The organism is Parcubacteria group bacterium, from assembly GCA_016204045.1.
In the GTDB taxonomy this organism is placed as follows: domain Bacteria; phylum Patescibacteriota; class Minisyncoccia; order Phycocordibacterales; family UBA2135; genus JACQLQ01.
The window spans coordinates 102,228-128,480 of the sequence record JACQLQ010000001.1 but is presented as its reverse complement, the minus strand read 5'-3'; the positions used below and the strand labels follow the sequence as shown (position 1 = coordinate 128,480).

Sequence of the window (26,253 nt, the reverse complement as noted above, 5' to 3'; positions counted from 1 at the left end):
AGTTTACTGCTTCACCGCTTCCTTGAGCGCCTTTGCTGGCTTAAACTTCGGAACGCGTGTTGCGGGAACATGTACCTGTGCTCCCGTCTTTGGGTTTCTTGCCATGCGAGCAGCGCGCTGCTTGGTAACAAAGATACCCAACCCTGCGATAGACACCTCTTCTCCCGCCTTAAGCGCGTTGACGATAGTGTCGATCACCGCATCAACTGCTCGCTCAGCGTCTGCCTTTGAGGTGCCGAGTACTTCGTGAACCTTTTCGACAAGTGTGTTTTTGTTTTTGTGCGCCATAACAAACATTTAGATTGATAAAAGCTTACCGCTTAATATGACCTGGCCCAATTATAGCCAGGAGGCCTAATAATAACAAGCATTTTGGTGTCCACACGGATATTTTGACACAAAAACAAGTATGTTGCAGATTATCTGGCAAATTCTATGACTTTTGTCTCGCGGATCACGGTTACCTTGATTTCACCGGGATATTTAAGCTCTTGTTCGATTTTTTTGGCGATTTCGCGGGCCATGTTGCGCGCCTCAAGATCGGAGACTTTATCGGGGTAGACGAAAATGCGAATCTCTCGTCCGGCTTGAATGGCAAAAGATCGCTCAATGCCTGGGAAGGTGTTTGCTATCGCTTCGAGGTCCTGGAGTCGCTTGAGATAATTTTCGACTGTATCACGGCGAGCACCGGGACGTCCGCCGGAAATGGCGTCGGCTACTTGAACAATGATTGATTCGAGTGTTTCGTATGGATACTCTTCATGGTGTGACTGCATCGCCTTGATGATTCGTTCATCAGCCCCGAACTTTTGGAGTATTCTCCTTCCAATCGCCACATGGGTTCCCTCGACCTCGTGGTCAACAGCCTTGCCGATATCGTGAAATAATGCACCCGCTCGTGCTATGGCGACATCTCCACCGAGTTCCTGGGCAAGCATTCCCGCAATATGCGCCATTTCAGTTGAGTGCTGAAGGACGTTTTGGCCATAACTCGTTCGGAAATAGAGACGTCCCAAAATGGCAATAAGCCGAGGGTCCATATTGTGAACACCACACTCATATGCCGCCTGCTCCCCCTTCTCCTTTACAATGCGGCCGATTTCTTCTCGAGCTTTTTGGACAATCTCTTCGATGCGCGCTGGCTGTATTCTACCGTCCAAGATTAAATTCTCGAGCGCAATACGAGCTATCTGACGACGAAGCGGGTCAAAGGAAGAGATGATGACCATCCCGGGGGTGTCGTCGACAATAAGCTCAACTCCCGCGGCACGTTCAAAAGCACGAATGTTTCGCCCCTCCTTTCCAATAATCTTGCCCTTTACTTCATCGTTTGGGATTGGGATGTTTGTTGTGAACACCTCGTTTGGAACAGCATTCCCGAGACGGTGTATCGCCGTTGCCAAAATCTCTTTTGCTCGCTTCTCAAACTGTTCCATGCCACCGATCTCGAGTTTTTGCATGCGAATGAGCAAATCCTCCTGGTGGTTCTTTTCCAAGACCCCAAGTAGTTCTTTCTTTGCCTCTTCAACCGAAAGGTTCGCTATTCGCCCGAGCTCCTTCTTCTTTGTCTCCTCAAGGGCTAATGCTTGCTCTCGGATGGCTTTTACCTCTTCAATTTTTGCTTTTATAGCTTCTGCTTCCTTGTCTATGTCCCCTTGTCGCTTGTCGAGAAAATCCTCCTTTTTTACAAGGCGTTCTTCTGTTTTTTTGAAGTCCGTAGTCTTCTCACGCTCCACCTTTTTCTGTTCTTCCATCAGCTGAAGCACTTTTCGCTCAGCTTCAGCTATCACTGTTTTTGCGTTCTCTTTGGCATCCAGCTCCATCTGCTTAACCCGAAGCTCGATTGAGCCTTGTTTGCCGAGCGACACAAGCCAGCGGAGGAAGTAGCCGACAAGAATGCCGGCGATCCCCGCACTACCTGCAATAAGCACAAATAATTTCAGACCCATACGAATGTGGTATGAGTGCTTTCAGAACTATGCATTCTCGAGCTTATGAGCGTCCTTCTCTCACGTAGGACTACAAAAACGGAAAGGCGCGCACGGGAGTGCGCGTATGCTTGGGGGCCACGAGTGCTCGCCCCGAAGAGGAAATGGTCTTTTGAAAAGCTATGAAGAAATTTCCCATGAGGAACCGTCAGGCAAGAGTTCGAAGCTGTTCTGTTTCAAGAGAAAACCGTTCTCTGAAAGCACTGACACGAAGCGGAAAGCCGTTCTTTGAGCAACTGCGAGGGCTTATCCGCCTTAATTTGTTGGTAAAAAGCTAAAGATATCGTTCATCCAAAGTCAATCAATCAGTATATTTTGAGCGTAGCACGCAGAAAATAATCTGTCCAATTTTGTTGGTTTTTTGTATTTTTCCTACAAGCAAAAGCCGCCTCATGTTTTGGGCGGCTCTATTTGAGCGATCTCTCCGACAGATGCCTCTTCTAAAAGGTGCCCCACGGCTCTCAACAACTTCTTTCTGTGCCACCGGGCAATTGGTAATTTTGGAAGTTCCTGTATCGGATAAAATCGAGCGGGTCCCCATACCGCACGTCCAAAACGGTCGAATTCTGGTTCAGGCCTTGGTTCTTCGCATGTCAGCATGGACCAAAACCAGTAATCACCGCCTTTTATGCGAAACCCAAGAAATCTTTCGTGAGAAAGAGCGATACCCGTTTCTTCACGAAGCTCGCGCGTTGCTGCGAACACCCGACTTTTTCTTTCCTGCTTGCCCCGGATATGCCCAGTTGGAACCGTAAGTCCTTGGTCTTGTTTCCTGTCATCGAGTTTTTCGCCCAAAAGAACTTCTAGGCCACCCGGACCGTTGCGTGCACAAAGAACAAACACTGCTGCCATTCGGTTATCCCCTTGTACTTGTCTACCGGAAGAACTATGTTTCTACTCTACAATAGAAAATTGTTAATGTCAAATTCTTAATGGCAAGCCCCCCGGTAAATAACTAAAAAATCCTCCGCTGGGAGGATTTTTTAGTTATTTTCTGTGATTCTTTGGTTTTAATATCTCATCAACGATGCCGTACTTCTTTGCTTCATCTGCGGTCATGAAGAAGTCGCGGTCAACGTCTTTTTCTATCCTCTCAAGTGGTTGACCCGTGTTTTCGGCAAGTATTTTGTTCAGGTTTTCTTTGACACTAAGGATGTGCTTCGCGGTGATGATGATGTCGGAGGCCTGTCCCTCGGCACCCCCAAGCGGTTGATGAATCATCACTTCCGCATTCGGCAAGATGTAGCGTTTGCCCTTTGCACCCGACGAAAGGATGACAGAGGCACCCGATGCGGCGATACCGATGCACATTGTGCCAACATCGGGCTTAATGTGCTTCATGGTGTCGTGAATGGCGAGCGTTGCAGTTACAGAACCACCGGGTGAGTTGATATAGAGACTAATATCTTTCTTTGGGTCTTCCGACTCAAGAAACAGAAGTTGGGCTATCACTAGATTTGCAACATGATCGTCAATGGGCCCGCCCAAAAAGACGATGCGCTCACGAAGGAGGCGCGAGTAAATGTCATAAGCACGCTCCCCAAACGGGGACTTTTCTATAACTGTGGGAATTAAGATACTCATATGTTTAAATAGTATACAGTATTTTCGGTCTTAGTAGTATTTGGGTTTTACAATGACTTGACTGTATCATAAAATGTGCTACTGTCAAGCAAGAAGGCGGAGGTGTCGCAATGTTTTTTACAGAAGTCCTTGGGGCGTTACAAATAATCGTACTCTTATTTTCACTCATTGCCGCGTGTATTCTCCTGATGTTTGTTGCGGCACTCATTCGCAGATACCACCACATACGAGAACAGGTACAATTGAGCGGCATGACTGACGAACTTTGGGATTACCTTATCAACGGACCAATAAAGTACGACGAAGCCGGGATTGTGCGTGATGGGAGCCCAGTATTCTCCATTACTATCGAAAGATTGGTCGCGGTCGCGCCTGTTTTCGCCCTACTTATTTGGTGGATGGCACGCGAATACGGCCACACACTGATTGCCAATTAGGCATCAGTGTTTTTTGTTGCATTGTCCTGGGAAGGCTCCTCGTTTTCGGGCGCACCCCCCAACAGCGTCTCAAAGAGTTTCTCGTTGATGAGAATATTCTCGACGTAGGAGCGAATGTTCTCCTCTGGCGCCCCTTGATAGTATTCACGAAGACGCGTTACCTCTTTCTCGATGTCGTCTTTCGCGGCGACAAGTTTCTCTGCCTCCGCAATTTTGGCGAGCACAAGTTGCGTTTTCACTCGCTTGAGTGCTTCCGCGTGCATTTCTTCTCTAATGTCCACCTCCCTCTTGCCCGCCTTTTTGAAGTATTCGTCTGGCTGCATTCCCGCGAGCGCAATATGGTCCTTGAACTGGGCGAGCATGCGGTCTTGTTCGTGCCCAATCAAAATTTCCGGGAGGGTTGCGCTCGTCTTTTCTAGAAGTTTCTCGACGAGTTTGGCGCGCTGTTTTTCCTTCTCGCGTCCACGCTTCTCTTCCTCAAGATTCTGGCGTATTTTGTTTTTGAAACCTTGAACGTTCTCAAACTTCCCCAATTTCTTCACCCAGTCATCCGTGAGTTCTGGAAGTTTCTTTTCCTCTTTTTTTATAGGCTTACCATCCGCGCCTAAAAGCATGGGACCATTTTCGCCCCCCTCGGCTTCGTCATGTGCGTGCGCGTCGTGCCGCGCAAAGTTCTCCTGTATCTGCTGAATAGCCTTTTCCACCTCCTCATCAGTCACGATGATTGCCTCTGTTGGCTCTTTGCGAATATCTTCTCCGAGTCGCTTGTAGTCGGGGAGAGCAACCTCTGGTACTACGGCAGTCTTTGCTTTAAAACCGAGAGGATTGCCAGTCGCGAGCTTTGTTATCGTAATCGACGGTTGACCAATCGCGTGTATATTCTTTTCGATAATAATCTTTGGGTACCACTCGTTAATGGTTCGCTCGGCCATCTCCTCTAAGATGGTCCCCTCTCCAACGTGCTTCAAGAGCACATCGTCCGGTACATGACCCTTTCTAAACCCAGAAATCTCGACGTGTAGACCAAGCGTTTTCAATGCTTTTGCCCGGTGCTTTTCAAATTCTTCTGTAGCAATCTCTACGGTGATTTCCACTTCAGAATTATCGAGTGGTTTGACCTCAACAGTTTGCATAGTTTTCGTAGTGTAGCGCGCTTTCCTTGACGACGCAAGAAAGGTATGACGACGCCTTGCCGCCCCACCAAAAATAGGGCGGGGCGGACTATTTTACACTTCTCTTGCTGGCATTATTTAATCAAACAAAATGTACCTTTTTGTACTGCCAGCTTGCAAAGACCCTCACTAGTACTCGTATCCCTATATATGCAAGTAGGAGGTAGAGCGTGGGAAATGTATAGAAATAGGCGACCGCAAGTAATCCGAGAGTGGTCACTATTTCAAAGACGTTATATCTTAACCACACATCGACATAGGACTTGTCATTCCCCGTAGGATGATATTCGCGCTTTGAACTAAGGAGCCAGAAAAAGTCGAGGACACGGAACAAGACGAAGGCGGCCAAAAAATGTACGAGTGTGAGTTGTGTTGTATATATGTAGAGGAAGAATGCGAACATGAGCCCGATGTTCAACAAAATATCGAGCTCTCTTTTGGGGGGGAATTTCCTAAGTTGCGGACTATAGTCAATCCAATGGTCGACGATATCAAAATACACGAATACGAATGCGATGTACTGCCACGGCTCCACGAGGTTGGGCCACCACTGGAAACCCAAACCGAGCACGAGCCCAATCATGACATCAAGGAATTTGAGACTAAAGTCTTTCACATCCTCATTATGTACTTAAATATCGTCCGGAACAACAAAGTGTTCGTTTGTCTTCACTTTTACAAATCGTATACCAATGTTTTTTGCGAACTCCTCGTCGGTTGTTCTGTCTCCGAACATGATCGAGTGCGTGAAATCGACCTCATGCTCTCGTAAAAAATCTTCCAAGCCGCCAATTTGCGGTTTTCGACAATCGCACCCTTCATCCGGTCCGTGTGGACAGACCATTTTGAACTCGAAAGTGATAGTATATTTCGCCAACTCCTCGTCAATTTTTTCCATAACTTTATCAAACATTTCTTTGGGATGTTTTGGTGTCCCGAGGAAAGTTTGGTTCGTTACCATAACGAGTTTGTATTCCTTATCCGCGAGTTTACGAATGCCCTCAATAGCACCCTCCATGAACTTAAACTCATCCATGGATTTCAATGGAAAAGTTTCTCGCGGATCGACACCCTCGGGACGCTCTGGTTCCCAAAGGAATGTTCCATCTCTGTCTAAAAAGGCGTATTTTTGCATTTGATGCGGGATGGGAGACGCTTCGCTATCTCACTCTTTGGAAACCTGCGGTTTTCCAACGGGCTTCGCCCTGCCTTCCTCTACGGGGAAACATGTGTTTCCCCGACCCCCTTCCCGTTCGATTCTCCCATTATACCCAATGAGATAAAATTTCGGTACCTAAAGGTACGAAAATTTCATTTAATGCGGGATGGGAGAATCGAACTCCCGACCTCAGTTTGGAAAACTGATGTTATACCATTTAACTAATCCCGCTTCCTTAGTCATACTATATATCACACATTTGAGGCGACATACAGCTAACACAAAACACCCCCGACCTCTGGTCGGGGGTGTTTTGTGTTAGGCGTTCTCTGCCTCCGTAGCTTCAGGAGCTTCAGTTTGTGCTCCTTCAGTTGCCACATCTCCTGCCTTCGTTACTTCGTCGTTGTAAATCATGGTAAATTGCTTGCGTTACAGTCCCTCGACGGCTTGGGACAAGCCAAGGGCGTAGCAAACGCTAGGCCCCAAACCAGCTGGTAAAAAGCAAACAACTTGGTATGTCCAAGCTGTAGTTGCATTTTACTCTATTTGATCACATTTGTCAATATTAGATTACTAAAAAATATTTCTGTCAATAAACAAAACCTCTTTATTTTTCAATGCTTGAATAGATTTTTCTCTTAATCCGTGGTATTGTGCTGGGTATAACTTTTCTGTCCCCGAGAAATAGCAGAAAACCCTTCTATGGAAACCTTTTTTCTTACCATTTTAAAGGGGCTTGCGACATTTGTGGCAACTATCGCCCTTTTTTTAGGTATTGGAGGCAATGCTACAACAGACCCGGTGGCTCATTTCCAACCGGTCTCTGTCGTGGGAACGGAGGTGCAAAGCGAAGCCGTGACCGAACAGGCCGCAAAAGAAACTCCTGTGAAAGAGAGTACGCCAAGCGAACCATCGGCTTCTGTTGTCTCGGCGGAGGTACTGCCACAACAAGAGTTAATCTCTCAGGCGCTTATCGACGAAGCCTTGAGTCGCATTCGTGCACCTAAACACGAAGTGCGCGTTTCGATTCCGGAGATTAACACCGATGCGCGCAGTGCTGTTGTGAATGTATTTTGCCTGTCGCAAAGCGGAGGATTATTTGAACCACTCTCGGGAAGTGGGGTCTTGATCGACCCGCGCGGCATCATCCTGACCAACGCCCATGTTGGGCAATATTTTCTGCTCCGTGATTACTTGGGTATTAAGGATTTCATTGACTGCATCATCCGCACGGGAAGCCCTGCGCACCCCACCTATCGCGCAGAGTTGGTCTATCTCTCACCCTCGTGGGTCGAGAGGAGTGCGCAAAAACTTTCCCAAGACGACAATAGAGGCACCGGAAAAGATGACTACGCCTTTCTCCGCATTACGGGGAGAATATTGGAAGAAGACGCACTTCCTTCATCTGTGCCCACACTCACTCCTGCCATAAAGAATGACGCGGATTTGAAGGGGCTCCCTGTTCTCGTCGCAAGCTACCCTGCAGGCTTCCTGGGTGGCACGACCATAAACCGCGATTTGTGGGGAATCTCTAGTGTCACAACAGTCTTGGGTGTATACACCTTTCGAGAAACAGAACCATATACCCCCGATATTTTTGGCATAGCAGGTACTGTTGGTGCCCAAGAGGGATCTTCGGGTGGCGCCGTTGTAAGCTTGGAAGATGGAACACTCGTGGGGCTCATCACTGCCCGCACAGAAGGAGAGACGACATCCGAACGCGAACTACGAGCAATAACACTGTTCCATATAGACGAGAGCCTGCAGGCAAGTATAGGGCTTACATTAAAAGCATTTCTCGAAAAAGACATGGTGGAAATACAGCATGTTTTTGACGAACACGACGCTCCACGACTAAAAAAACTCCTCGAGGACTCTCTTGGCGGCGATAGCAATTAAAGCCTTTGTTTGGGAGCCTAAAAATGATTGACAAACTGATTATTTTTTGGTATAATGGAACCAGTAAGCGTTGTTTGATTTTTGGTTAGGTTTTTGAGCCACATCAACCCAGAACGGAAGAATTGGAGAAATCATGTTCCGAATAGCTTGCGCCCTGGTGGTCGCCACAACGATCGCCGTACTTGTTCCGCGTCTCGAAGCCGAGGCGCAGAACGTTGATCCGCTCGTCGAGTACGCCGCGGAGATGACATTCATCCTGCGCGCGAGCGTACTCCACGCGCCCGGCCCCAGGGGTCCCTTTACCGACCCAGGACCATTCCGCTTGGAAATCTTCGAGAACGTCGAGGAGATCCCGGGGTACGACCCCGCAGCCGGACACGCCCTGGGGGTCTACAACGACACCACTTGGACAATCTACATCCGTAGTGGTCTCGACATCGTTGGGAATCCGTGCGCGCGCGCAGTATTCGTGCACGAACTGACACACCACGCGCAGATGCATGCCCTCACGCGCCTTGCCAAGGAAGAGGAAAGAAACCTCTCGTGGCTGAAGCGCGAAAACTGGAGTTTGATGGAGCATCAAGCGCGTCGAGTGCAGAGCCTGTGGCTTGGGGTTCCAGAGCTTCCGCCGATTGAGTTGGGCGCCGAGAGCAATCTGGACACCTGCCTCGAGTGGATCCGTGACCAGACGCCTGCGTGGCGACAGCGCGGCGTCGAACCCTAACCAGCACCCAACGAAAGGAGAAACCATGTTGGGGAACGTAGGAAGCCCTCCACCGTAAGCATTCAAGAGAGAATGCGGGTGGAGGGCTTTGTGTTTGTAGAGGTCGACAGCGAATACAGAAGCAGGCCTTTTCTCTTAGTGACCTCAAGAAATCCTTCGCGAATGAGCGCTGAGAGTTGTTTTTGTATACGAAGTTTCTCCCCTCCTACATATTTGATAATTGTATTCAAAGAAAGAGCCTCGGGTTTCCCAATAAGGGCCTTGAGTACCGCTCCACGAATCTCTCGGTCTGAACCTTTAAAACGAGATTGTTTCTTGTACGCTCGCGCGATCACATTCGGATTTCCATACATTTCTTTGATATGAGTGCCGTAGTCCATAAGCGCCCAATACCACTCACGCGGATTGTCCGCGGGAAGCGTTTGCTCTACCAATTTTAAAATATCTTTGTCGTCTACTTTTATTTTTTGTCGTGTACGATTCTCAAAAAAGTGGTGAATAAAAACTGTTCGTATGTTGGTCTCGATGAACGGGGTGGGTTCATTAAAAGCGAAAGCGCGAATGGACGCGGCTGTTGCACTGCCAATGCCGGGAAGGTTTTTGAGCGATTCAAAATCGCTCGGCAATCGCCCAGAATAGTCTTTTACAACTATGTTCGCGAGGCGATGAAGATTGACTGCTCGGCGATTGTAGCCGAGACCACTCCACTCCTGGAGTACCCGAGCAAGAGGGACTCGCGCAAGCGCACGAAACGAGGGAAACGCTTTGATAAACAAGGGGTACTTCGCAAGTCCCCGCTTCACCTGCGTCTGCTGAAGCATTATCTCCGAAACGACGATTCTGTAGGGGTGTACTGTGTGTCTCCAAGGGAGATCGCGCCCGTGTTTTTTGTAATACTGCCAGATTTTAGTTTGAAATCGCGCGATGTCTCGAGACGAAAGCTTATTCATAGATCAATATCTATCCCAACGGGAGCATGGTCAGAACCGAGGATGTTGGGCAAAATAAAAGCATCCTTTAATCGAGGTCGCAGATTACTGCTTATGAAAAAGTAGTCGATACGCCAACCGACATTTCTATCACGTGCGCGTGTCTTCATGTCCCAGTAGGAGTACGCACCTGCGTCGCGTGGGTGGAGAAGGCGAAAGGTGTCGAGATATCCATGGTTCACCACCCCGTCAATCCATGCGCGCTCTTCCGGGAGAAAGCCGGTATTCATCTCGTTCTCTTTGGGCCGAGCCAGGTCAATTGCCTCATGCGCAGTATTCACATCGCCACAGAAAATAATTTTGTACCCATCATTGCGTAAAGCTTCAATGTGCTCTAAAAATGCATCATAGAAGTCGAACTTATACGCCAGGCGTTCTGGTCCACCTCCACCATTTGGAAAGTACACGTTGAAAAGTACTGTTTTGCCGAAATACACAGCGAGCAGACGCCCTTCGGAATCAAAACGCTCAATCCCCATTCCGTATTCCACCTTATCCGGCTCTTTTTTTGTATATGTTGCAACACCGCTGTACCCCTTCTTAATTTTTGAAGAGGAAAAGTACGAAAAATAACCGGGCACATCCCTGACTTCGAGTGGTAGTTGTTCTACCTCTGCTTTTGTTTCCTGAAAACAAAAAATGTCCGGGGCCTCTTTCAAAAACGCGGGCCAGTAGCCGTTTCGATGCACCGAACGAAGACCATTAACGTTCCACGAAAGTAGTTTCATTGCAAAAATGTTTTTACTCAAATCTAACGGGGATTTCTAGAGCATCATCATGTTCCGGAAGTCCCGATGCGTTTGATTTTTTGAGGATGAGCGCACCTCGTTTGGAGAAATCGCCGACAAAAATCGGTTTTTCAAATACGATCGTGCCTTTATACGGCACGAACTCTTCGGTCATCCACTCCCCATCTGCTTGTGCGTATGACTCCGCAATTATTTTACCGTCCCAGTCTACAAGTACCAAAGGAAATGTCGCCTCAAAAAACCAAAAGCCTCGTGCCTCACCCTCTACAACAAGCGGGCTATTGATAATTATATTTGGCCGCGGCGCGGCAATACGAACCAGGTCTTGCTTTTCGAGTTCGTCTCCGATGTTTTCCACAAACGTCTCTCCGCCCGCGCGACATTGCCGAGGGTATGACTCCATAATAGGGTTTCCGGCTTTAGCGCATTCTTCAAAACTGGTTATCATCGTCTCTGTGGGAACTGATATCGAAACATGAAGGATTTCCCCTAACACCTGAATAAACCAGGCGCCAATGATGAGGAAAAGAATGATGAGAAAAAGTGTTGCGTTATATCCTTTCATTAGAAATATTGTAGCACGACAACTCTCCTACTTGACCAAAACACAACACACTGAAAGGTGTGGGGGCAAGTATTCTACACCCTTATCTTCTAGTTATAGTGTGGAGAGACAGATGTTTGAAAGAGGCACAGATGAAAAGGGAGCCACTCATTCTCTGGTTTAAGGACATGACGAGAGATTCTCTCAACCTTGCTGGTGGTAAGGGTGCAAATCTGGGAGAGTTGGTGTCAAAGGGTGTTGCCGTTCCAAATGGCTTCACAGTCACTACTGTGTTGTGGCGGTTCTTCATGGAGGAAGGAAACCTCGTAGCAACTATCAAGGAGCACTTGAGACATATCAACTTCGACGCAAATGACGGTTCTCTCGGTCAATACGCAAGCTACATTTGGCGAGACATTGCAAACACAGAAATGTCAGAGCGCTTGAAAAAGGCCGTACACCGGGCGTACCTTCTTTTGGATAGAGAATACAGCAGAGACCAAAACACCGATGTCGCCGTGCGATCTTCGGCAGTATGTGAAGACAGTAATGACTCTTCATTTGCCGGACAGCACGAGACATACTTGAACATTCGCGGTACAAAGAATGTGATTGAACACATTATCAAGTGTTTCGCGTCCCTCTTTACCGCACGTTCAATCGCGTATCGACACGAACGTGGCATTCCACTCTTCCCAGAAGATGGCATCGCCGTTGTCGTGCAAAAGATGGTTCGCTCCGACAAAGCGTCGTCCGGTGTTGCGTTCTCACACGAACCAGTGACCCAAGCACCCTTCCTCGTTTGTATCCAAGGAAGTTGGGGGCTCGGCGAAACTGTGGTTAAGGGTGAAGTCACTCCGGATACGTTTATGCTCTTGAAGCCGCCGACGAAGGGCGCGCGTCCCATACTTGCTCGCAAAGAGCTCGGCACCAAGACTGTCAAGCGTATTTATGGATATGGCGAGCATGGACCAGTCCGTCTTGTGGATACGACAAAAGAAGAGCGCGAGCATTTCTGCCTTTCTCAAGAAGAAATGATGTACCTCGCTGAACAAGTGATTCTCCTTGAGGAGCACTACGGCCGCCCCATTGATGTCGAGTGGGCAAAGTTTGGTGATGGCGAGAAGATTGGTGACGGCAAAATCTATATTGTCCAAACGCGTCCCGCGACAGCACTTCGAGATCCGTTTATTCAAATAACGACGCTGGTCAAGGTTGGCCAGTCTGCTCAAGTGCTTGCTATCGGTGCAGCAGCCTCCCCCGGAGCCGTCTGTGGTGTCCCGCAAGTCGTTGATTCTCCCGAAGACATTTCGCAGTTTAGCACTGGCAATATTCTTGTTGCGAAGATGACTGATCCAGATTGGCTTCCTGCTATGCGGAGAGCCAAGGCAGTGGTCACTGACGAAGGCGGCAAAACCTCGCACGCGGCAATTGTTGCTCGCGAACTTGGTATTCCGTGTATTGTTGGCGCAAAGCATGCGACCGAGGTCCTTCAAGGCAAGAGCGATGTCACTGTTGACGCAAATCAGAATGAGCGCGGCGAGGGTACTATTTTCAAAGGAACATTGATCCTTGAGACCAAGACTACCGATCTCCGTCCTGCCCTTGAGGCAAAGAAGCAAACTCGCACGAAAGTGATGTTCATCATGGCGGATCCGGCAAGCGCCGAACGATTCTATGCGTACCCCAATGATGGCATTGGTCTGGTACGGCTCGAGTTTGTCATGGAGAACCTGATTCGGCTTCATCCTTCACTCGCCACACAAGACCTTCAACTTCTTCCGCTTGCAGACGAGGAGCGCAAGAGAGTTGCGCAGCTTACGGCGGGATACGATACACTCCGCGAATATGTGGTGGGCACACTAACCCAAGGCATTGCCCTACTCGCTGGAGCAATGTATCCGAACCCGATTATTGTCCGTTTCTCCGATTTCAAGACGAACGAGTACCGCCGCCTTTTGGGTGGACACCTCTTCGAGCCGCATGAGGAAAACCCTATGCTGGGTTGGCGAGGTGCATCACGGTACGCAGATGAGCGCTATCGCAAAGCGTTCGCACTTGAATGTGAGGCAATCAAACGTGTTCGCGATGAATACGGCTTCACAAATGTAAAGGTGATGGTCCCCTTCTGCCGAACGCCCGATGAAGGCGAGCGCGTCATCAGGGAAATGGAGAAGTCCGGTCTCGTGCGCGGAGAAAATAATCTTGAGGTGTATATGATGGTCGAAATTCCGACTAATGTCATTGATCTTGAATCATTTGCTCCTCACTTTGACGGCTTCTCTATTGGATCAAATGATCTGACACAATTGACTGTTGGCATTGATCGTGACTCCGGCGCGCTTGCCCACATTGCGGATGAGCGCAACCCAAGCGTCAAGAAGTTAATGAAAATGGCAATTGAGAAAGCACACGCCCTCGGCAAGCCGATCGGCATTTGTGGCCAAGCCCCTTCAAACCATCCCGACTACGCAGCGTTCCTTGTCGATTGTGGCATCGACTCTATTTCGGTCATGCCCGATGCTGTGCCGCAGACAATCCAAAACGTTCTTGCAGCAGAGCAAGGAGAAAAAGCTTAAGTCGCCATATTTATTTCGTAACTCCGTGTCTCATGACGCGGGGTTTTTGTTGACACACTATTGGCGCGGGCTATACTACGCGAAGAATGTAGCGATGGAATTGTCATGAAACGCGGCGCCTTCTTGTATGCTCTTCTTTTGTTTTTTATCTGGCCGCTTGAAGCATTTGCCCAATGCGTCGTCCCGCAGCGGCTTGAGTACGTGTCTGACTCTTTCCTCGGGCACACAATCGAGGGAGCATTTATTTTTGAGGGGACCGCAGCGGGTGTTTCTGGCGCGCGGCTCAAGCTAGAAGTAAGTGGACCCTTGAAGAATGCCACATACGAATACACCTCAGAAATGTTTCTTGCTCCGGACAACACCTTTAGAAGCAGGCTCTTTCGCATACGAACAACGCGTAGCGACGACAAAACCGAGGTTAAAGAATATATTCCGCGGAGTGGTGAAGGTGATCCTCTCACCGTAGCGCTGAACATGATGACTGGACGATACGGTCCGATGAACCCCGGAGGAGAGCGCAGTATCCCTGTTGTGCAACTGCGTGATCGCGATGCCTCAAGCCGTGAAGTGAGAATGCAAATGGGAACAGCGGATGATGCCCTCTGGTACCGCGCAAAGGACAACCCTGGAGCGCGAGATTCGGTATTCCTGGTCACATTGCCCTCTGGTCTTTACGGAAACATTGTGCGAGAGATGCGCATGTGGCTCAATTCATGTGGCATTCCCACTGTTGCAGTCATTGAATTCGTGACGCTTCGTCTTAAGCAGTAGAGAATCCCCCGGATAATTCTGGGGGATTTTGATATTTAGTAAAACAAAAAACCCCACCAGTTGGCAGAGTTTTTTGTTTTTTGCTTAACGTCTCTAAAATACCCTTATTTCATGTGGGCTGACACAAGCTTTGTCATCTCAAACATCGTAACTTCGCTCTTGCCCCCGAACACAGCCTTGAGTTTTTCGTCGGCCAAAATATTGCGTTTGTTCTTAGGGTTCTGTAGGTCATGCTTCTTAATGTAGACCCATATTTGCTTAACAACTTCTGAACGCGGCATTGGACCCTTGCCCACAACGGCCTCGAGGTCAGCAGATAAGTTCAATGGTTTTGTTAGGGCTGCATTCGCCATAAAAAAGATTTTGGGGTTAGTTTATAGGCACTTTTTATGTACTTCCGTAGTATACCCCTCCTAAGAGATTGCCACAAGCGTCCTGTGGATTACTCCCGATTGGGCTCTTTATCATAACAAAAAGGACGTCCGAAGACGACCTTTGGCTTTTTTATGTTGAATTGTTACGCTCGTCTTCGTCTTGTCGGACGCTTTTTCTTTGTCTCCGAATCCTTCGGCAGAGCGCGAATCCTCCCGACAAACTTCTGTTCAATCCGTACGCCGTCTTTCTGTTTCGGAAAAGTCCCATCCTTAAGGGGCCGCGTTACCCGGAGTGTTATGAACCAATTCCCACGAGCGTCTCGGCTCAAACTACTACCAACACGTTTCTCGCGAAGATCTTTTTTCATAGAATTCAAAACTGCACGAGCCTGTTCTTGCGTAGCCATGACATCCCCTACGAGATGTTTCTACCAAAGACCATACACGAAGTATTATCAACGCGCAATCTTGTAGAAGACAGCGCGGTATCGTTCATTGTAAAACCGTGGATTTTTTGGTATTCTTTTTGCGAAACAGGGCGATTAGCTCAGCTGGTTAGAGCGCTGCATTCACATTGCAGAGGTCGGAGGTTCGAATCCTCCATCGCCCATCGGGGTGTAGTATAGTGGTAGTACGCGGGGTTCGGGACTCCGTAGCGGCAGTTCGATTCTGCCCACCCCGATTATAAAAATGACGAAACAAACTTTTTTGTTTGTGTAGTATATTTTTAGAGGGTGGGCAGAACCGAACACGAAAGGGGTCGGGAAAACTGTAGTTTTCCCGTGGAGGAAGGCAGCCCCGAGCCCGTCGAGGGGCGGAGTAGAAATGAAAAGCAAACTGCTTTGCTTTTCATCCGATTCGCAAAGCGAAATTGCCGTTGCCAGCGTATGCTGGCAGGCAATAGGGACGTGGGTTTCCAAAGAGTGAGATAGCGAAGCGTCTGCCCACCCCGATTAGAGGTAGGGGGGCTCATAGTAAAGTGGTATTACGCGGCATTCGCATTGCCGAGGCCCGGGTTCGATTCCCGGTGAGTCCACATAACAATACTTTCCCATTTCCGGCTAGGTGACTCGGGAATCGAGTTACGGGTTATACTTATAGTTATCTCTATGCCGAACCCCATACCCATGGAAGTGGCCTCCTCCCTTGCCCGCGCAGCTGGTGAGGTTATTCGCAAAAACTTTTCGAGTAACATGGCGAAGGAGTGGAAGGACGAGCGCTCCCCCGTCACTGCGACCGATCTCCTCGTGAACGAGATGGTTCTGAAGAAACTCCGAAGCTGCTACCCGACCTGTAGCATACTTTCAGAGGAAGGTAATGACTGTCTAGAGAATAGCGACAATGTTTGGATCTGCGACCCTGTGGACGGAACGCACAACTTTGCGCACGGCATACCCACGGCAACGTTTGCGCTTGCGCTCATCCAAAATGGTGAACCTGTGCTCGGTATTATCTACGACCCATTCCTTGATCGAATGTGGAGCGCAGAAAAAGGAAAGGGAGCATACGTGAATGGTAAGCGCATTACTGTCTCGAAGCACGCTTCACTTAAAAGCGCTCTTATCGGCATGGGCAAGATGAAGAAAGTGTTTAATTTCTTCCCCGCCATGGAAGAGGGCTATGACAAGGGTATTTCCTTCATCACTGGTCTCTCTACCCACTACATGGCCGGTTTGGTTGCTCAAGGCGAGTTTGCCGCCTCTTTCTTCGGCGGCAGACCCCCACACGACATGGCGGCCTCGGCAATCATCGTCCGGGAAGCTGGTGGTGTGGTTACTGACCTACACGGAAACGTTCCCAAGCGGTATGATACAGAGATGGACGGGCAGCTCTGTTCTAATGGCATACTCCATGAAGAGTTGCTCTCACTTATACAAAGCGGGAAAATTTCTTAATACATTTGCTAGTTTATAAACAAAAGAAAGAATCTATGAACCAAGACGTGTTGCAAAGGGTTGCGAAACAAATGGTCGCACCTGGAAAAGGGATTATTGCGGCAGACGAAAGTGCCTCAACCTCGAAAAAGCGATTTGATGCGGTAGGAATTCCCTCAACAGAAGAAAACCGTAGACGTTATAGGGAAATCATCATCACGGCCGACGGTCTCGAAGAGTACGTGAGCGGTATCATTCTTTTTGATGAAACTATTCGCCAAAGAACTTCCGATGGCAGACCCTTTGCCAAAGTTCTTGTCGATAAAGGTATCCTCCCTGGTATCAAGGTTGATGCTGGACTAAAAGAGTTAGCACTACATCCAGGCGAAAAAATTACAGAAGGATTAGACGGGTTGCGCGAGCGACTTGCAGAATACAAGACCCTCGGTGCGACATTCGCAAAATGGCGTGCTGTGATTACCATAGGAAGCAGTATCCCAACCGACGCGTGTATCCACGCCCATGCCCACGCAATGGCACGCTACGCAGCGCTCTGCCAGGAAGTGGACATCGTCCCCATCGTTGAGCCAGAAGTTTTGATCGACGGAGATCATTCTATTGAAACATGCTACGAGGTAACGGTGAAAACACAAAAAAAGCTTTTCGAAGAGCTCGCGGGACAAGATGTCTTTTTGCCTGGTGTTATCTTGAAGGCAAGTATGGTTATTGCTGGTAAAGAAGCAGCACGACAGTCAACTCCTGAAGAGGTGGCGCGAGAGACCGTGCGCGCCCTAAAGGAGGCAGTACCAAGCGAACTTGCGGGTGTCGTCTTCCTTTCTGGGGGTCAAGGTGACGAACAGGCAACAGAGAACTTGAACGAAATGAACCGTTCGACTGCGCTCACGGCAGACAAATTACCGTGGCCGCTTTCATTCTCATATTCCCGCGCCATCCAAAACCCCGTGCTTAAAATCTGGGCTCAAAATCCTGACAAAAACAGCGCAAAAGCCGTAGAAGCACTTCTCTTCCGCTCCAAGATGAACGCCTTGGCCACCAAGGGCGAGTATTCGAGCGACATGGAAAAAGAGCGGCCATATTAGACCTTATGTAAGTGCCAACAAAAAGCCCGACTAGTGTCGGGTTTGTTTGTTGTGAGTAACCAAAGTTTCTCAAGATTTTCTTGTGATCTCCGCTTCCCTCCGCGCACAGGAAGCGCATTGGGACAACTGCTCTACTGAAAGTTCCGTAGCGTGCACCCTCTGAATGATCTCGTCTGTTGGTTTAGCCCACTCAGGGTTCGTCTCCCGCCACTCGACGAGCGCAGTAGCCTCGGCATCCTTAGCCGAGTCGGCGAGGATAACAGAGGTGCGTACATCAAAACGAGCATTCTCACCTTCGTTATCTACGACACAAAGTACCGCGGCAAGAAAAACGGCCATGATTGGTCTCCGTCAGTTGTCCATCAAGTTTCTGTTATTAGTATAACAGACTCATTCTGTCGCGTCCGTCCCTTTCCCTACCCACGATGCAACACGTGCTTGTTGGCATCTTTCGCCCCAAAGTGTTTCATCGTAAACTCTGCGGCCCGATTGGTGTCGAACTCTGCACACGAGAAAATGTTGATATACGCCCTTCCCCAGAGCTCGGAGAAGTGTCCAGTGATTGAGCTCGTCTCGATAAGTTGCACCAATGAGTATCCGGCTGTGAAGTCCTTACCGAGTCCAAACCGCTCAACAAATGGCTCGCCAAATGGCTTCATCTCAATAACGCGGCAAAGTTCTTTTGCGTACGCAGTGATATGCTCTTTTGAGCTAATGGCATCCTTATCACAATCAATAAGGTCGAGGATGAGCTCTACGCCAAACTCTTTTTCATTGTTTGTCTTTTTTTGTTCCATGTTGTTTGTATTGGCTCCACAACACAACGAATCCTTGTCTTGTAAGCGCTTATGCGTGCCGGCCGAAAAATCTCTTTGTAAAGCTTGATGAGTTCTTCCGCCTTTTCTCCGTTGTTACGAGAGAAATCGCAATAATGAAGCGTTATTTCCGCCGCCCCCTTCTCGGGCCATGTGTGTATGGCAACGTGTGATTCTCCGATAATAGCGAGAAAGCTATACCCTTCGCCAAATCCCTTAAACTTGTGAAATACCGACTCGATAAACGTAAACCCCGACTCTTGTATGCACCGTTCGAGTTTTTGACGAATAGTGCTCTGGACCAGCGCGTCGATATTTTCGCAATTGAAAAAATCAAACGCCTGATCAACGCTCCCCGACTGTTTCATCTCAGATGAAGACCTTGAGACATTTCTCCTTGCGTCGAAATGTGGTGGGGTGAAAGAGCCCATTTCGAAAATCTTTTCCAAAAACAGAATTCGAAATGAACCCTCATTAATGGATAATACCAATGTGCTGTCTCTTGCCCCGTAGCAATTCCGTCTCCGCTATTTGGCAGAGGCGAAAGCCGGAGTAGCTCGGTAGGGAGAACAAATTAACCCCTAAAAAGGGTGTTGAAATAAACTATAGCATACTCTGCAAAAATGCAAATACTGTGAATAACTCCGCGCGTGTTCAGGAGGCAACAAAAAACGGCCGGGGGGAACCCGACCGTAACTTAAAATTAGATTTGATCAAGCGCCTGGGCGAAGTCTTCCGTAATTTCTCTGATGACATCTTCGGGCACGCCGAGGCCGACAGAGTACCGAACCATTTCTGGAGCGATGTTTACACTAGCCAACTGCTCGGGGGTAAGCTTACCGTGCGTGGTTGAAGCCGGATGGATCACGAGTGACTCGCTGTGTCCCAAGTGTGGTGCGAGATAGGGCACCTTGAGCAGTTCGACAAGCTTTTGGGCTGACTCGAAACTCTTGACTCTAAACGAGAAGAGTCCGCCAGCACCATCTGGCATTTGCCGCAGAGCAATGTCATAGCTCCGACTCGACGGTAGAAGTGGATAATACACTTCTCTGATTTTTGGATGCTTGTTGAGGAACGTGGCAACACCGAGGGCGATGCGCGAGAAGTCGAGCATGTCACGCCGTAGCGTTTTTCTGCTATTGAGCGATGTCCACGCCGACATCGGGTGGGCAATGAGGCCGTTTGAGACGTCAAAATCATTGAGCAGACTTTCGAATCGAGCCACAAAAGCGGCGCTCGCAATGAGTGCCCCGCCCAGTCCTGTGGATTGGCGGTTGATTGCTTTGGTTGTTGAGTGCAGGACAACATCCGCTCCGAGTTCAAGCGGCCTCTGCAGGGCAACACCCAGGGTATTATCTACCACAAGCGGAACTCCATACCGACTCGTGACTTCGGCAATTGCCCTAATGTCAAAAACGTCAATTGTCGGGTTACACGGGGTCTCAAGAAGTGCAAATGCCGCAGGAGTTGCTGCAAGAGCACTATCCCATGCTTCAAGTGAGAAGGGGTTGTTTAGGAAGACGATGTCATAGCCGTGCTCATCGGCCCACAACTTGAGTTGGTGATACGCTCCGCCGTAAATGTAGGAGGAGGTAACAATGCGCTTCTTGCCTCCCGCGCTCTTGGCCGTCAAACCGAAAACGAGAAGCGTCAAAGCAGAAAGCCCGGAGCTGGTAGCCCAAACATTGGCCTGTGGAACTCCCTCGATCTCCCCCAAGAAACGCTCGAACTCTGTGACAGTCGGATTACCCATGCGACCATAGGCATATCCATGCCCAAGTGTTTCAAAGGCCTCGCGAGCACTTGCGAGAGATGCGTGAGCATACGTCACGCCCAAGTGAATGGGCGGCACAATAGAGCCATGTGCGTCAACAGGTTTGCGTGCCATGGTTACTCCCGTGGTTGCGTCTGAACAGACCATACTACTCAAAACAGAAAAAGTCAAACCACGAAGTACTACATACCAAATACCAAATACGATATACTGAAGACATGCCCATCTTCGACCACATTCGTGATCGATCACTCGCACACATTGTGCGCTTTAGCGGACACCCCCAGCACTTCGAGGAGTCCGTCGCCGACCATTCCTTCTTCGTCGCCTACATCGCCTCTCTGCTTTGTCTTCTCCTCGAAAAAAACGGTAAAAGAGTAAACCGAGAAAAGGTAACTTCCATGGCGCTCATTCACGACATGGAGGAACGTTTCTCCGGCGACATCTTAAGCCCCTTCAAACATCATTCAAAAGAAGTTAACCTTGCCATTCGCAAAGTAAACAAAGTTCTGGTGCACGGTATTTGGAGCGATCTTCCAAAAGAACTCCAGGAGTACTACATTGCGCTCTGGAATGAAGAGAGCGAGCAAAAGTCAATCGAGGCACAGATTGTGAAAGCCGCTGACCGCTTGTCCCTCCTCGCCAAGTGCAACGAAGAGGTGAAGGCGGGTAACGAATACTTCCGTCCCATTTACGACCGCGAGTATGAAAAGCTTAAGGGCGACACACGACAATGGTGGGTCCTTATCAAAGACGAGGTGATTGAGTAACAAAAACACTTAGCAATGCTAAGTGTTTTTGTTACTTTGAAATCGGGCCGGGGAGAATCGAACTCCCACTATATGCACCCCATGCATACGTACTACCACTATACTACGGCCCGCTCACCTGATTAATTCCAATGACGAGGCGCCGAGAATCGAACTCGGACTACATAAACTTCTTGAGGAAATTTCCGCAGAAGCGCTTTGGCGCTTCTGGTCAATCCCCCAGTCGGGGCGCCGAGAATCGAACTCGGACTACATGCTCCCAAAGCATGTGTACTACCACTATACTACGCCCCGACTAGAGGCTTGACCCCAAAGCATGTGTACCTCTGCTTATTTACGCTTAACTATACACTAAAGCCTTGCGATTTAATAGCTGTTATTCTAAAGGACATCATAAAGGACAAATGTCCTTTATGATTTTAGAGCGCAAAATCCTCATGAAATCTAATTTTCGCCAACCTCTTGTCTGTATCGAGAAAAGCAGCAATGACACTAAACTTCCATTTTATTTCTCCGCCATTTTCACGTGAAACTGAACTTTTGCTAGCAAGATATGTTTCGATTGCTCGTTTGAGACGTTGTTGTTTGTTTTTATGAATAGCATCCTCAGGCTGAAACCAATTCGATGTTTCACGTGAAATATCTACAGACTCTTCTCTGGATATTTCACGTGAAACAGCTTTAACTTCAATAAAATAAAGGACTCCCCTCTTTCTCGCTATGATATCGATCTCTCCCCAAGGTTTTCTATAATTCCGCTCTACGATTTCAAAACCGTTGTCCTCAAGATATCTTGCCGCAATGTCTTCTCCAAGTTTTCCTGTTTCATTATGAGTACCCATAACAAAACCTATCTTAACAAAAAAACCGCCTTACTTAAAAGCGGATGTGGCAGGAATTATTCACTCTTCTTTCTCTTAAAGATCGCACACTTGAGCATATTAACGCTTCCAATGGCGGCGAGCTCCCATCCATCATTTCCATGAGTATTGAAATAATCGTTTGAGAGCTGTGATTCTTCATTAAATCGGACAACCTTATACTCCCACTTAGGCATCATTGTTCCTTTCGAGAGTTTCTTTAATAATTTTAGCAAGAAATAGTTTTCAAAACTAGATCTCATCTACGACTTTTCACATGAAACACTCAGGATTCTTGGCAGATTACTAAATAGTGTTTGTTTCGTGTGAAAACATCCTCATTTTTCTATTTATTCTCTTGATGTTTTTGGGTTAATTTTATTTTATGGATATGTATTTACCTTACCATATTTTTTATCATTGTCTGTTTCACGGTTTCACAAAATATTTTAGAGGATTATTATGGTATAAAAGTCTAAAATTACTTGATAAATAAGCTGATTTTAAACATTTGATGCATAAATAAAGACAAGAAAAGGACGTCCTTTATACACAAATCCACAGTTTTATCCACAGTTTGTCTTTAAAAAACCTTTAAAAACAGAGAAATGTGGCTTGGGTTTTATTAAGTCTTTTTTGTATAGATGTAACACAAAAAGCCACGAGTAATCGTGGCTTTTTGTTTTTGTTATTTGTTTTGGTGCGGGCAGGGGTAATCGAAACCCCGTCTTATCCTTGGCAAGGATACGTTCTGCCACTAAACCATGCCCGCTTATAAACAAACCAGACAGCTTTTCCTTTCCGAAAAGTATACATCTTTTCCTCGATGCCTTCAACAAAAAAGCCGGGATTCTTCATCCACGGCCGTACGATCGAACAACTAAGGAACAAAACTTTTGGTTAGTGGGGGACTTCTGTTGCCAGGCGTCCCCCGTGCCCCGCTTACCGCTTATGCAGCGGCAGCGAACGCCCGATGGTTATCGTTGGCGTTTGGTTTTGGCAGAATCCTGCTCCTTGAGCGAACTCTTAGAGCTGTGCTGGCCTTCAACGTGTGTCGATCCTATTTCGCCCCCAAAGACCCTAGCTAGATAAAGCGACCTGCCTCTGTCTTGCGACGGAGTCCGTCACCAGCCGTAGCTGTCTAGCCATACCCCGCGATCAGTGCGAGATACACACGACGTCGTCAGCACTAGGCGTGACTATTCGTGAGGGGCGATTGGTGGAGGCGCCGGGTACTGCCCCCGGGTCCACAACGTCTATCTCCAGCACGGACGCTACCAAAGGACACCATAGCACAAACAGGCAGATAACGCAAGGTTTTCCTTTGGCCTACGGATAGTGGTACCCTCTAAAGTAGAGAAATATGTTAAAAAAATGCCAAAACTAGCGGTTCTTGTTTCAGGCGCCGGTACCAATTTTGAGGCAATACTCAAATACCCGCTTCCTGTTGCGTTCGTAATTGCCGATAGGGAATGTCGAGCGCTCGACATGGCAATTGACGCCCGACTACCCCACCTACTTCTTAAGAGGGTTTTCGGTAAAAACTTTGACCGAGAGAAGTTTACAATCGACATACTGGGTGCGTTGGAGAGTTCCGAAATAGATGCGGTGGCAATGGCGGGGTTCATGACTGTTTTGAGTCCGGTTATTTTTACCCGCTACCACGGACGCATTTTAAACACCCACCCTTCGCTCTTGCCGAACTTCAAGGGTGGGCACGCCGTGGAGGATGCTCTCCGCGCTGGCGCTAAGGTAACCGGATGCACGATACACATAGCGACCGCCGAACTGGATGAGGGGCCCATTATCGCACAGCAAGAGGTTCTCATACTAGACGGGGACACAGATGAAACCCTGCATGCGCGCATCAAAAATGTGGAACATGAACTCTACCCAAAAACAATAGACGCTTTTTTGCGAAGACTTCCTAACCGTTTATCTAATCTTTGATAACGGTTTTTTAATCGCAAAAAAAACCGCCTTGGGGGCAGTTGCTTAGTTAATTATGTTTTTTACTTTTGGGCACGTTCTCCAACAGCGAGTATTGCTTCGACAAGCGGGGGAGGAAGGCGGAGTGATCTCCCGCCACACTCGATACTATCCTGAAGCTTCTCCTTAATCTCCTTGACGTCGCGCCCTTCAAAACTAAAATCTGTTACGACATCGGTTACAACGCGCTCTTCGCTTCCTAGTGGATATCGGTCAGATACCACATAACAACGCACGAAGACAGCGCTATTAACAAAGAGGAAAAACCACCAAACCCCTTCAGGAAATGCCAACGTCGTTTCAATAGCTGAAATCGGCCTTAGACGATCGACGTTAAACTCTGCGCCCTTTTCATCAAAGATACACCAACCCCTAAGGTGCCCTTTCCTGATGCACTCTGCGGGCTTTTGGACAAGTTCCCCGCGAGCATGCCTGAGCAGGATGTCCATGGCCTGGCTCCCAAAATACTCTACCCGTAGTATAGCGGGCGGGGGAATAAGGTCAATCAAAATTAAAACCCCGCACGTATGGTGCGGGGGGTTCATCTTCTTATCGTTTACGGTTATCTTTTTCCCACTTTTCGGCCTTGAGACCGATGTCGTCGCGGTACATGACAAGATTGCTGTCGAGGGCGCCGAAGGTAATGCGGGGGATTGCTTCATACACACGCTCGCGCGCCTCACGAAACGTGTCTGCAACGGCGGTGACTGAAAGCACGCGCCCGCCAGCAACCACAGGATCCCCATTGCTGTCTCGGGCCGTTCCGCCGTGAAATACTTTAACTCTTGGGATGGTTTCTGCTCGTTCAATGCCTCGAATCAGTGCGCCCTGAACTGCAGACACATCACCGGGATATCCTCGCGCCGCAAGAGTCACACAGACGACGCGTCCACTATGCCAGTAGGGACCCATCATATGTGGGTTGTATGTACCCCTTGCACATGAGTCGAGCACCAACAGTGGATTTCCAAAGCTTGAAATCTTCCAAAGTCGCATGATGGCCTGCGCCTCCGGGTTACCAAAGCGCGCATTCCACTCAAGCAACTTGGGGCCCTGGTCGGGTGTCACCATAAGACCTGGATAGAGACAGCCATTGAGTTCGTTGGGATCAATTTTGAGAACGTCACGACAATAGCGGAGCACGCGCCTCACAAATAGTTCTTCGTAAAGATCTATTTCCTTGCGTCCAACCCACGGTACGGGGCCATAGGCACCCATGCCACCAGTGTTAGGTGCATTGGGCTCTTTTGAAGCACGCTTTTCATCTGCTGTTGCAACAAGTGTACTGAAACTGCCACGACTCACCAGAGCATGAAGTGAGAGCTCGTCTCCAAAAAACCTCTCCTCAACAATAAACTGATTACCCGAGCATCCCTTTTTACCCAACTGCTCAATAGCCACCACCGTTTCATTCAGTGACACGGGAAGTAGGACACCCTTGCCTCCCTCAAGACCATCTGCCTTAAGAACAACTGGGATATTAACGCCGAGGCCCTCCACATACGCAATGGCGTCTCTCCACTCACTACAGATAAAGTTTTTGTACGGGGCCGTTGGGACCCATGCCTTATTTGCTATCCCTTTTGCAAAATCCTTTGAAGACTCGAGCCGAGCCATTCTTGCCGAAAAACCAAAGACGGGGACACCCATTTTGCGAATCATATCTGCCAAGCCTTCTGCAAGCGGCCCCTCTGGGCCAATAACGACGAGGCCAATGTTCTTCTCCTCGATTCCGTTTTGAATCGTAATCCATTGCTCTAGAAGAGGGCGTTTCGGATCCCACCAGGAAACATTCTTGCCGATATCTGCAGTGCCGGCATTGCCGGGAGCAAAGAAGAGTTTCCCAACACCAGGGGACTGTGCAATGCCCCATCCAAGCGCATGTTCGCGCGCTCCACCGCCAACAACGAGAACGTTCGTACCCATTTTAAAGGCCCCTCATGCCTGCTCATATCTGTAGGCAACATACCACGTCCTTTATTCTCCCCACAATTTGCGGTACGCTTACAAATGTAGCGTTATTTAACGCACCCGTGGTGAAATGGATATCACAACAGGCTTCGGACCTGTCGTTGGGGGTTCGAATCCCTCCGGGTGCACCA

The 26,253-nt window shown here is 48.5% G+C and carries 29 protein-coding genes and 8 tRNA genes; 13 read left to right on the top strand and 24 right to left on the bottom strand.

The features are described from left to right. Positions 1-3: 3 nt before the first annotated feature. From HY455_00745 to clpP, 4 genes are all read right to left on the bottom strand, one after another. Positions 4-288, bottom strand: coding sequence for an HU family DNA-binding protein (locus tag HY455_00745; GenBank protein MBI4118053.1), 285 nt, complete (start codon positions 286-288; stop codon positions 4-6). A 131-nt stretch (positions 289-419) separates the two neighbouring features. Further along, on the bottom strand, positions 420-1,949 hold the full coding sequence (rny, locus tag HY455_00740; GenBank protein MBI4118052.1) for a ribonuclease Y: 1,530 nt from the start codon (positions 1,947-1,949) through the stop codon (positions 420-422). A gap of 429 nt (positions 1,950-2,378) precedes the next feature. Beyond that, complete coding sequence (locus HY455_00735; GenBank protein MBI4118051.1) at positions 2,379-2,840, bottom strand: NUDIX hydrolase; 462 nt, start codon at positions 2,838-2,840, stop codon at positions 2,379-2,381. A 135-nt stretch (positions 2,841-2,975) separates the two neighbouring features. Beyond that, positions 2,976-3,572 (bottom strand): ATP-dependent Clp endopeptidase proteolytic subunit ClpP, encoded by a 597-nt coding sequence (gene clpP, locus HY455_00730; GenBank protein ID MBI4118050.1) that lies wholly within the window; start codon positions 3,570-3,572, stop codon positions 2,976-2,978. Positions 3,573-3,682: 110 nt separating this feature from the next. On the opposite strand from clpP, the gene HY455_00725 reads away from it, so the two are divergent. Then, positions 3,683-4,009, top strand: a complete 327-nt coding sequence (locus HY455_00725; GenBank protein ID MBI4118049.1) for a hypothetical protein — start codon at positions 3,683-3,685, stop codon at positions 4,007-4,009. Here HY455_00725 and HY455_00720 read toward each other — a convergent pair. The 4 genes from HY455_00720 to HY455_00705 all read right to left on the bottom strand — a co-directional run bounded on the left by HY455_00720 (position 4,006) and on the right by HY455_00705 (position 6,571). Further along, complete coding sequence (locus HY455_00720) at positions 4,006-5,142, bottom strand: hypothetical protein (GenBank protein MBI4118048.1); 1,137 nt, start codon at positions 5,140-5,142, stop codon at positions 4,006-4,008. The two genes, HY455_00725 and HY455_00720, sit on opposite strands and share 4 nt — an antisense overlap. A gap of 121 nt (positions 5,143-5,263) precedes the next feature. After that, on the bottom strand, positions 5,264-5,797 hold the full coding sequence (locus tag HY455_00715; protein MBI4118047.1) for a hypothetical protein: 534 nt from the start codon (positions 5,795-5,797) through the stop codon (positions 5,264-5,266). Positions 5,798-5,812: 15 nt separating this feature from the next. After that, positions 5,813-6,316: an HAD-IIIA family hydrolase gene (locus tag HY455_00710; protein ID MBI4118046.1), complete on the bottom strand. Its 504-nt coding sequence runs from the start codon at positions 6,314-6,316 to the stop codon at positions 5,813-5,815. Between the two features lie 184 nt (positions 6,317-6,500). Further along, positions 6,501-6,571 (bottom strand) — tRNA-Gly (locus HY455_00705). A gap of 471 nt (positions 6,572-7,042) precedes the next feature. Here HY455_00705 and HY455_00700 point away from each other — a divergent pair. Beyond that, entirely contained in the window at positions 7,043-8,239 is a 1,197-nt protein-coding gene (locus HY455_00700) for a trypsin-like peptidase domain-containing protein (protein ID MBI4118045.1), read from the top strand. Between the two features lie 133 nt (positions 8,240-8,372). Beyond that, on the top strand, positions 8,373-8,963 hold the full coding sequence (locus HY455_00695) for a hypothetical protein (protein ID MBI4118044.1): 591 nt from the start codon (positions 8,373-8,375) through the stop codon (positions 8,961-8,963). A gap of 62 nt (positions 8,964-9,025) precedes the next feature. Here the strand turns inward: HY455_00695 and HY455_00690 are convergent, their stop codons facing one another. From HY455_00690 to HY455_00680, 3 genes are read right to left on the bottom strand one after another with little or no spacing between them, the layout of a single operon-like run. After that, positions 9,026-9,913: an A/G-specific adenine glycosylase gene (locus HY455_00690; protein ID MBI4118043.1), complete on the bottom strand. Its 888-nt coding sequence runs from the start codon at positions 9,911-9,913 to the stop codon at positions 9,026-9,028. Beyond that, the gene (xth, locus tag HY455_00685; protein MBI4118042.1) at positions 9,910-10,680 is read right to left on the bottom strand and encodes an exodeoxyribonuclease III; all 771 of its coding nucleotides are present in this window, start codon (positions 10,678-10,680) and stop codon (positions 9,910-9,912) included. The genes HY455_00690 and xth overlap by 4 nt, the downstream gene beginning before the upstream one ends. Positions 10,681-10,693: 13 nt before the next feature. After that, entirely contained in the window at positions 10,694-11,266 is a 573-nt protein-coding gene (locus HY455_00680) for a hypothetical protein (protein MBI4118041.1), read from the bottom strand. Between the two features lie 131 nt (positions 11,267-11,397). On the opposite strand from HY455_00680, the gene ppsA reads away from it, so the two are divergent. Together ppsA and HY455_00670 are read left to right on the top strand one after the other, a co-directional pair. After that, positions 11,398-13,824 carry a phosphoenolpyruvate synthase gene (ppsA, locus tag HY455_00675; GenBank protein MBI4118040.1) on the top strand — a complete coding sequence of 809 codons (2,427 nt, stop codon included), beginning with the start codon at positions 11,398-11,400 and terminating at the stop codon, positions 13,822-13,824. A gap of 105 nt (positions 13,825-13,929) precedes the next feature. Next, positions 13,930-14,595, top strand: a complete 666-nt coding sequence (locus HY455_00670; GenBank protein MBI4118039.1) for a hypothetical protein — start codon at positions 13,930-13,932, stop codon at positions 14,593-14,595. A gap of 104 nt (positions 14,596-14,699) precedes the next feature. On the opposite strand, the gene HY455_00665 is transcribed toward HY455_00670, so the two are convergent. Together HY455_00665 and HY455_00660 are read right to left on the bottom strand one after the other, a co-directional pair. Continuing rightward, positions 14,700-14,948, bottom strand: a complete 249-nt coding sequence (locus tag HY455_00665; GenBank protein ID MBI4118038.1) for a hypothetical protein — start codon at positions 14,946-14,948, stop codon at positions 14,700-14,702. 164 nt (positions 14,949-15,112) lie between these two features. Continuing rightward, positions 15,113-15,376, bottom strand: coding sequence for a hypothetical protein (locus tag HY455_00660; GenBank protein MBI4118037.1), 264 nt, complete (start codon positions 15,374-15,376; stop codon positions 15,113-15,115). Positions 15,377-15,505: 129 nt separating this feature from the next. Here HY455_00660 and HY455_00655 point away from each other — a divergent pair. The 5 genes from HY455_00655 to HY455_00635 all read left to right on the top strand — a co-directional run bounded on the left by HY455_00655 (position 15,506) and on the right by HY455_00635 (position 17,943). Continuing rightward, positions 15,506-15,579, top strand: a tRNA-Val gene (locus HY455_00655). A 1-nt stretch (position 15,580) separates the two neighbouring features. After that, positions 15,581-15,651, top strand: a tRNA-Pro gene (locus HY455_00650). 283 nt (positions 15,652-15,934) lie between these two features. Continuing rightward, positions 15,935-16,005: transfer RNA gene (locus HY455_00645), tRNA-Ala, on the top strand. A gap of 73 nt (positions 16,006-16,078) precedes the next feature. Continuing rightward, positions 16,079-16,864: an inositol monophosphatase gene (locus tag HY455_00640; protein MBI4118036.1), complete on the top strand. Its 786-nt coding sequence runs from the start codon at positions 16,079-16,081 to the stop codon at positions 16,862-16,864. A gap of 35 nt (positions 16,865-16,899) precedes the next feature. Then, positions 16,900-17,943 (top strand): fructose-bisphosphate aldolase class I, encoded by a 1,044-nt coding sequence (locus HY455_00635; GenBank protein MBI4118035.1) that lies wholly within the window; start codon positions 16,900-16,902, stop codon positions 17,941-17,943. A gap of 69 nt (positions 17,944-18,012) precedes the next feature. Here HY455_00635 and HY455_00630 read toward each other — a convergent pair whose 3' ends face one another. The 4 genes from HY455_00630 to HY455_00615 all read right to left on the bottom strand — a co-directional run bounded on the left by HY455_00630 (position 18,013) and on the right by HY455_00615 (position 20,646). Continuing rightward, positions 18,013-18,282 (bottom strand): hypothetical protein, encoded by a 270-nt coding sequence (locus tag HY455_00630; GenBank protein ID MBI4118034.1) that lies wholly within the window; start codon positions 18,280-18,282, stop codon positions 18,013-18,015. Between the two features lie 77 nt (positions 18,283-18,359). Continuing rightward, positions 18,360-18,740: an S-adenosylmethionine decarboxylase gene (locus HY455_00625; protein ID MBI4118033.1), complete on the bottom strand. Its 381-nt coding sequence runs from the start codon at positions 18,738-18,740 to the stop codon at positions 18,360-18,362. Further along, a complete protein-coding gene (locus HY455_00620; protein MBI4118032.1) occupies positions 18,698-19,126 on the bottom strand; it encodes an S-adenosylmethionine decarboxylase in 429 nt (142 codons plus the stop codon). Before HY455_00620 ends, HY455_00625 begins: the two co-directional genes overlap by 43 nt. Positions 19,127-19,461: 335 nt before the next feature. Next, positions 19,462-20,646: a PLP-dependent transferase gene (locus HY455_00615; protein ID MBI4118031.1), complete on the bottom strand. Its 1,185-nt coding sequence runs from the start codon at positions 20,644-20,646 to the stop codon at positions 19,462-19,464. A gap of 104 nt (positions 20,647-20,750) precedes the next feature. Here HY455_00615 and HY455_00610 point away from each other — a divergent pair, with 104 nt between their 5' ends. Beyond that, complete coding sequence (locus tag HY455_00610) at positions 20,751-21,302, top strand: HD domain-containing protein (protein ID MBI4118030.1); 552 nt, start codon at positions 20,751-20,753, stop codon at positions 21,300-21,302. Between the two features lie 42 nt (positions 21,303-21,344). Here the strand turns inward: HY455_00610 and HY455_00605 are convergent. The 5 genes from HY455_00605 to HY455_00585 all read right to left on the bottom strand — a co-directional run bounded on the left by HY455_00605 (position 21,345) and on the right by HY455_00585 (position 22,934). Further along, a tRNA-Pro gene (locus tag HY455_00605) sits at positions 21,345-21,415 on the bottom strand. Positions 21,416-21,525: 110 nt separating this feature from the next. After that, positions 21,526-21,596 (bottom strand) — tRNA-Pro (locus HY455_00600). 125 nt (positions 21,597-21,721) lie between these two features. Continuing rightward, entirely contained in the window at positions 21,722-22,144 is a 423-nt protein-coding gene (locus HY455_00595; GenBank protein ID MBI4118029.1) for a YraN family protein, read from the bottom strand. A gap of 56 nt (positions 22,145-22,200) precedes the next feature. After that, positions 22,201-22,362: a DUF4177 domain-containing protein gene (locus tag HY455_00590; protein ID MBI4118028.1), complete on the bottom strand. Its 162-nt coding sequence runs from the start codon at positions 22,360-22,362 to the stop codon at positions 22,201-22,203. A 498-nt stretch (positions 22,363-22,860) separates the two neighbouring features. Then, positions 22,861-22,934 (bottom strand) — tRNA-Gly (locus HY455_00585). Between the two features lie 602 nt (positions 22,935-23,536). Here HY455_00585 and HY455_00580 point away from each other — a divergent pair. Further along, a complete protein-coding gene (locus HY455_00580; GenBank protein ID MBI4118027.1) occupies positions 23,537-24,112 on the top strand; it encodes a phosphoribosylglycinamide formyltransferase in 576 nt (191 codons plus the stop codon). 62 nt (positions 24,113-24,174) lie between these two features. Here the strand turns inward: HY455_00580 and HY455_00575 are convergent, their stop codons facing one another. Then, a complete protein-coding gene (locus tag HY455_00575; GenBank protein MBI4118026.1) occupies positions 24,175-24,600 on the bottom strand; it encodes a hypothetical protein in 426 nt (141 codons plus the stop codon). Positions 24,601-24,700: 100 nt separating this feature from the next. Continuing rightward, positions 24,701-26,077, bottom strand: coding sequence for a phosphoribosylamine--glycine ligase (purD, locus tag HY455_00570; protein ID MBI4118025.1), 1,377 nt, complete (start codon positions 26,075-26,077; stop codon positions 24,701-24,703). A gap of 101 nt (positions 26,078-26,178) precedes the next feature. Here purD and HY455_00565 point away from each other — a divergent pair. After that, positions 26,179-26,253 (top strand) — tRNA-Arg (locus tag HY455_00565).

Excerpts from the sequence above, each read along its gene's own strand:
- HY455_00590 (MBI4118028.1), bottom strand. The coding sequence starts at position 22,362 with ATGATGCCTAAGTGGGAGTATAAGGTTGTCCGATTTAATGAAGAATCA.
- rny (MBI4118052.1), bottom strand. The coding sequence starts at position 1,949 with ATGGGTCTGAAATTATTTGTGCTTATTGCAGGTAGTGCGGGGATCGCC.
- HY455_00710 (MBI4118046.1), bottom strand. The coding sequence starts at position 6,316 with ATGCAAAAATACGCCTTTTTAGACAGAGATGGAACATTCCTTTGGGAA.
- HY455_00635 (MBI4118035.1), top strand. The coding sequence starts at position 16,900 with ATGAACCAAGACGTGTTGCAAAGGGTTGCGAAACAAATGGTCGCACCT.
- HY455_00625 (MBI4118033.1), bottom strand. The coding sequence starts at position 18,740 with ATGGAACAAAAAAAGACAAACAATGAAAAAGAGTTTGGCGTAGAGCTC.
- HY455_00725 (MBI4118049.1), top strand. The coding sequence starts at position 3,683 with ATGTTTTTTACAGAAGTCCTTGGGGCGTTACAAATAATCGTACTCTTA.
- HY455_00665 (MBI4118038.1), bottom strand. The coding sequence starts at position 14,948 with ATGGCGAATGCAGCCCTAACAAAACCATTGAACTTATCTGCTGACCTC.
- HY455_00595 (MBI4118029.1), bottom strand. The coding sequence starts at position 22,144 with ATGGGTACTCATAATGAAACAGGAAAACTTGGAGAAGACATTGCGGCA.
- HY455_00720 (MBI4118048.1), bottom strand. The coding sequence starts at position 5,142 with ATGCAAACTGTTGAGGTCAAACCACTCGATAATTCTGAAGTGGAAATC.
- HY455_00680 (MBI4118041.1), bottom strand. The coding sequence starts at position 11,266 with ATGAAAGGATATAACGCAACACTTTTTCTCATCATTCTTTTCCTCATC.
- purD (MBI4118025.1), bottom strand. The coding sequence starts at position 26,077 with ATGGGTACGAACGTTCTCGTTGTTGGCGGTGGAGCGCGCGAACATGCG.
- HY455_00690 (MBI4118043.1), bottom strand. The coding sequence starts at position 9,913 with ATGAATAAGCTTTCGTCTCGAGACATCGCGCGATTTCAAACTAAAATC.
- HY455_00745 (MBI4118053.1), bottom strand. The coding sequence starts at position 288 with ATGGCGCACAAAAACAAAAACACACTTGTCGAAAAGGTTCACGAAGTA.
- HY455_00615 (MBI4118031.1), bottom strand. The coding sequence starts at position 20,646 with ATGGCACGCAAACCTGTTGACGCACATGGCTCTATTGTGCCGCCCATT.
- HY455_00695 (MBI4118044.1), top strand. The coding sequence starts at position 8,373 with ATGTTCCGAATAGCTTGCGCCCTGGTGGTCGCCACAACGATCGCCGTA.
- ppsA (MBI4118040.1), top strand. The coding sequence starts at position 11,398 with ATGAAAAGGGAGCCACTCATTCTCTGGTTTAAGGACATGACGAGAGAT.
- HY455_00610 (MBI4118030.1), top strand. The coding sequence starts at position 20,751 with ATGCCCATCTTCGACCACATTCGTGATCGATCACTCGCACACATTGTG.
- HY455_00575 (MBI4118026.1), bottom strand. The coding sequence starts at position 24,600 with ATGGACATCCTGCTCAGGCATGCTCGCGGGGAACTTGTCCAAAAGCCC.
- HY455_00735 (MBI4118051.1), bottom strand. The coding sequence starts at position 2,840 with ATGGCAGCAGTGTTTGTTCTTTGTGCACGCAACGGTCCGGGTGGCCTA.
- HY455_00620 (MBI4118032.1), bottom strand. The coding sequence starts at position 19,126 with ATGAAACAGTCGGGGAGCGTTGATCAGGCGTTTGATTTTTTCAATTGC.
- HY455_00660 (MBI4118037.1), bottom strand. The coding sequence starts at position 15,376 with ATGGCTACGCAAGAACAGGCTCGTGCAGTTTTGAATTCTATGAAAAAA.
- HY455_00700 (MBI4118045.1), top strand. The coding sequence starts at position 7,043 with ATGGAAACCTTTTTTCTTACCATTTTAAAGGGGCTTGCGACATTTGTG.
- HY455_00580 (MBI4118027.1), top strand. The coding sequence starts at position 23,537 with ATGCCAAAACTAGCGGTTCTTGTTTCAGGCGCCGGTACCAATTTTGAG.
- clpP (MBI4118050.1), bottom strand. The coding sequence starts at position 3,572 with ATGAGTATCTTAATTCCCACAGTTATAGAAAAGTCCCCGTTTGGGGAG.
- HY455_00630 (MBI4118034.1), bottom strand. The coding sequence starts at position 18,282 with ATGGCCGTTTTTCTTGCCGCGGTACTTTGTGTCGTAGATAACGAAGGT.
- HY455_00640 (MBI4118036.1), top strand. The coding sequence starts at position 16,079 with ATGCCGAACCCCATACCCATGGAAGTGGCCTCCTCCCTTGCCCGCGCA.
- HY455_00670 (MBI4118039.1), top strand. The coding sequence starts at position 13,930 with ATGAAACGCGGCGCCTTCTTGTATGCTCTTCTTTTGTTTTTTATCTGG.
- xth (MBI4118042.1), bottom strand. The coding sequence starts at position 10,680 with ATGAAACTACTTTCGTGGAACGTTAATGGTCTTCGTTCGGTGCATCGA.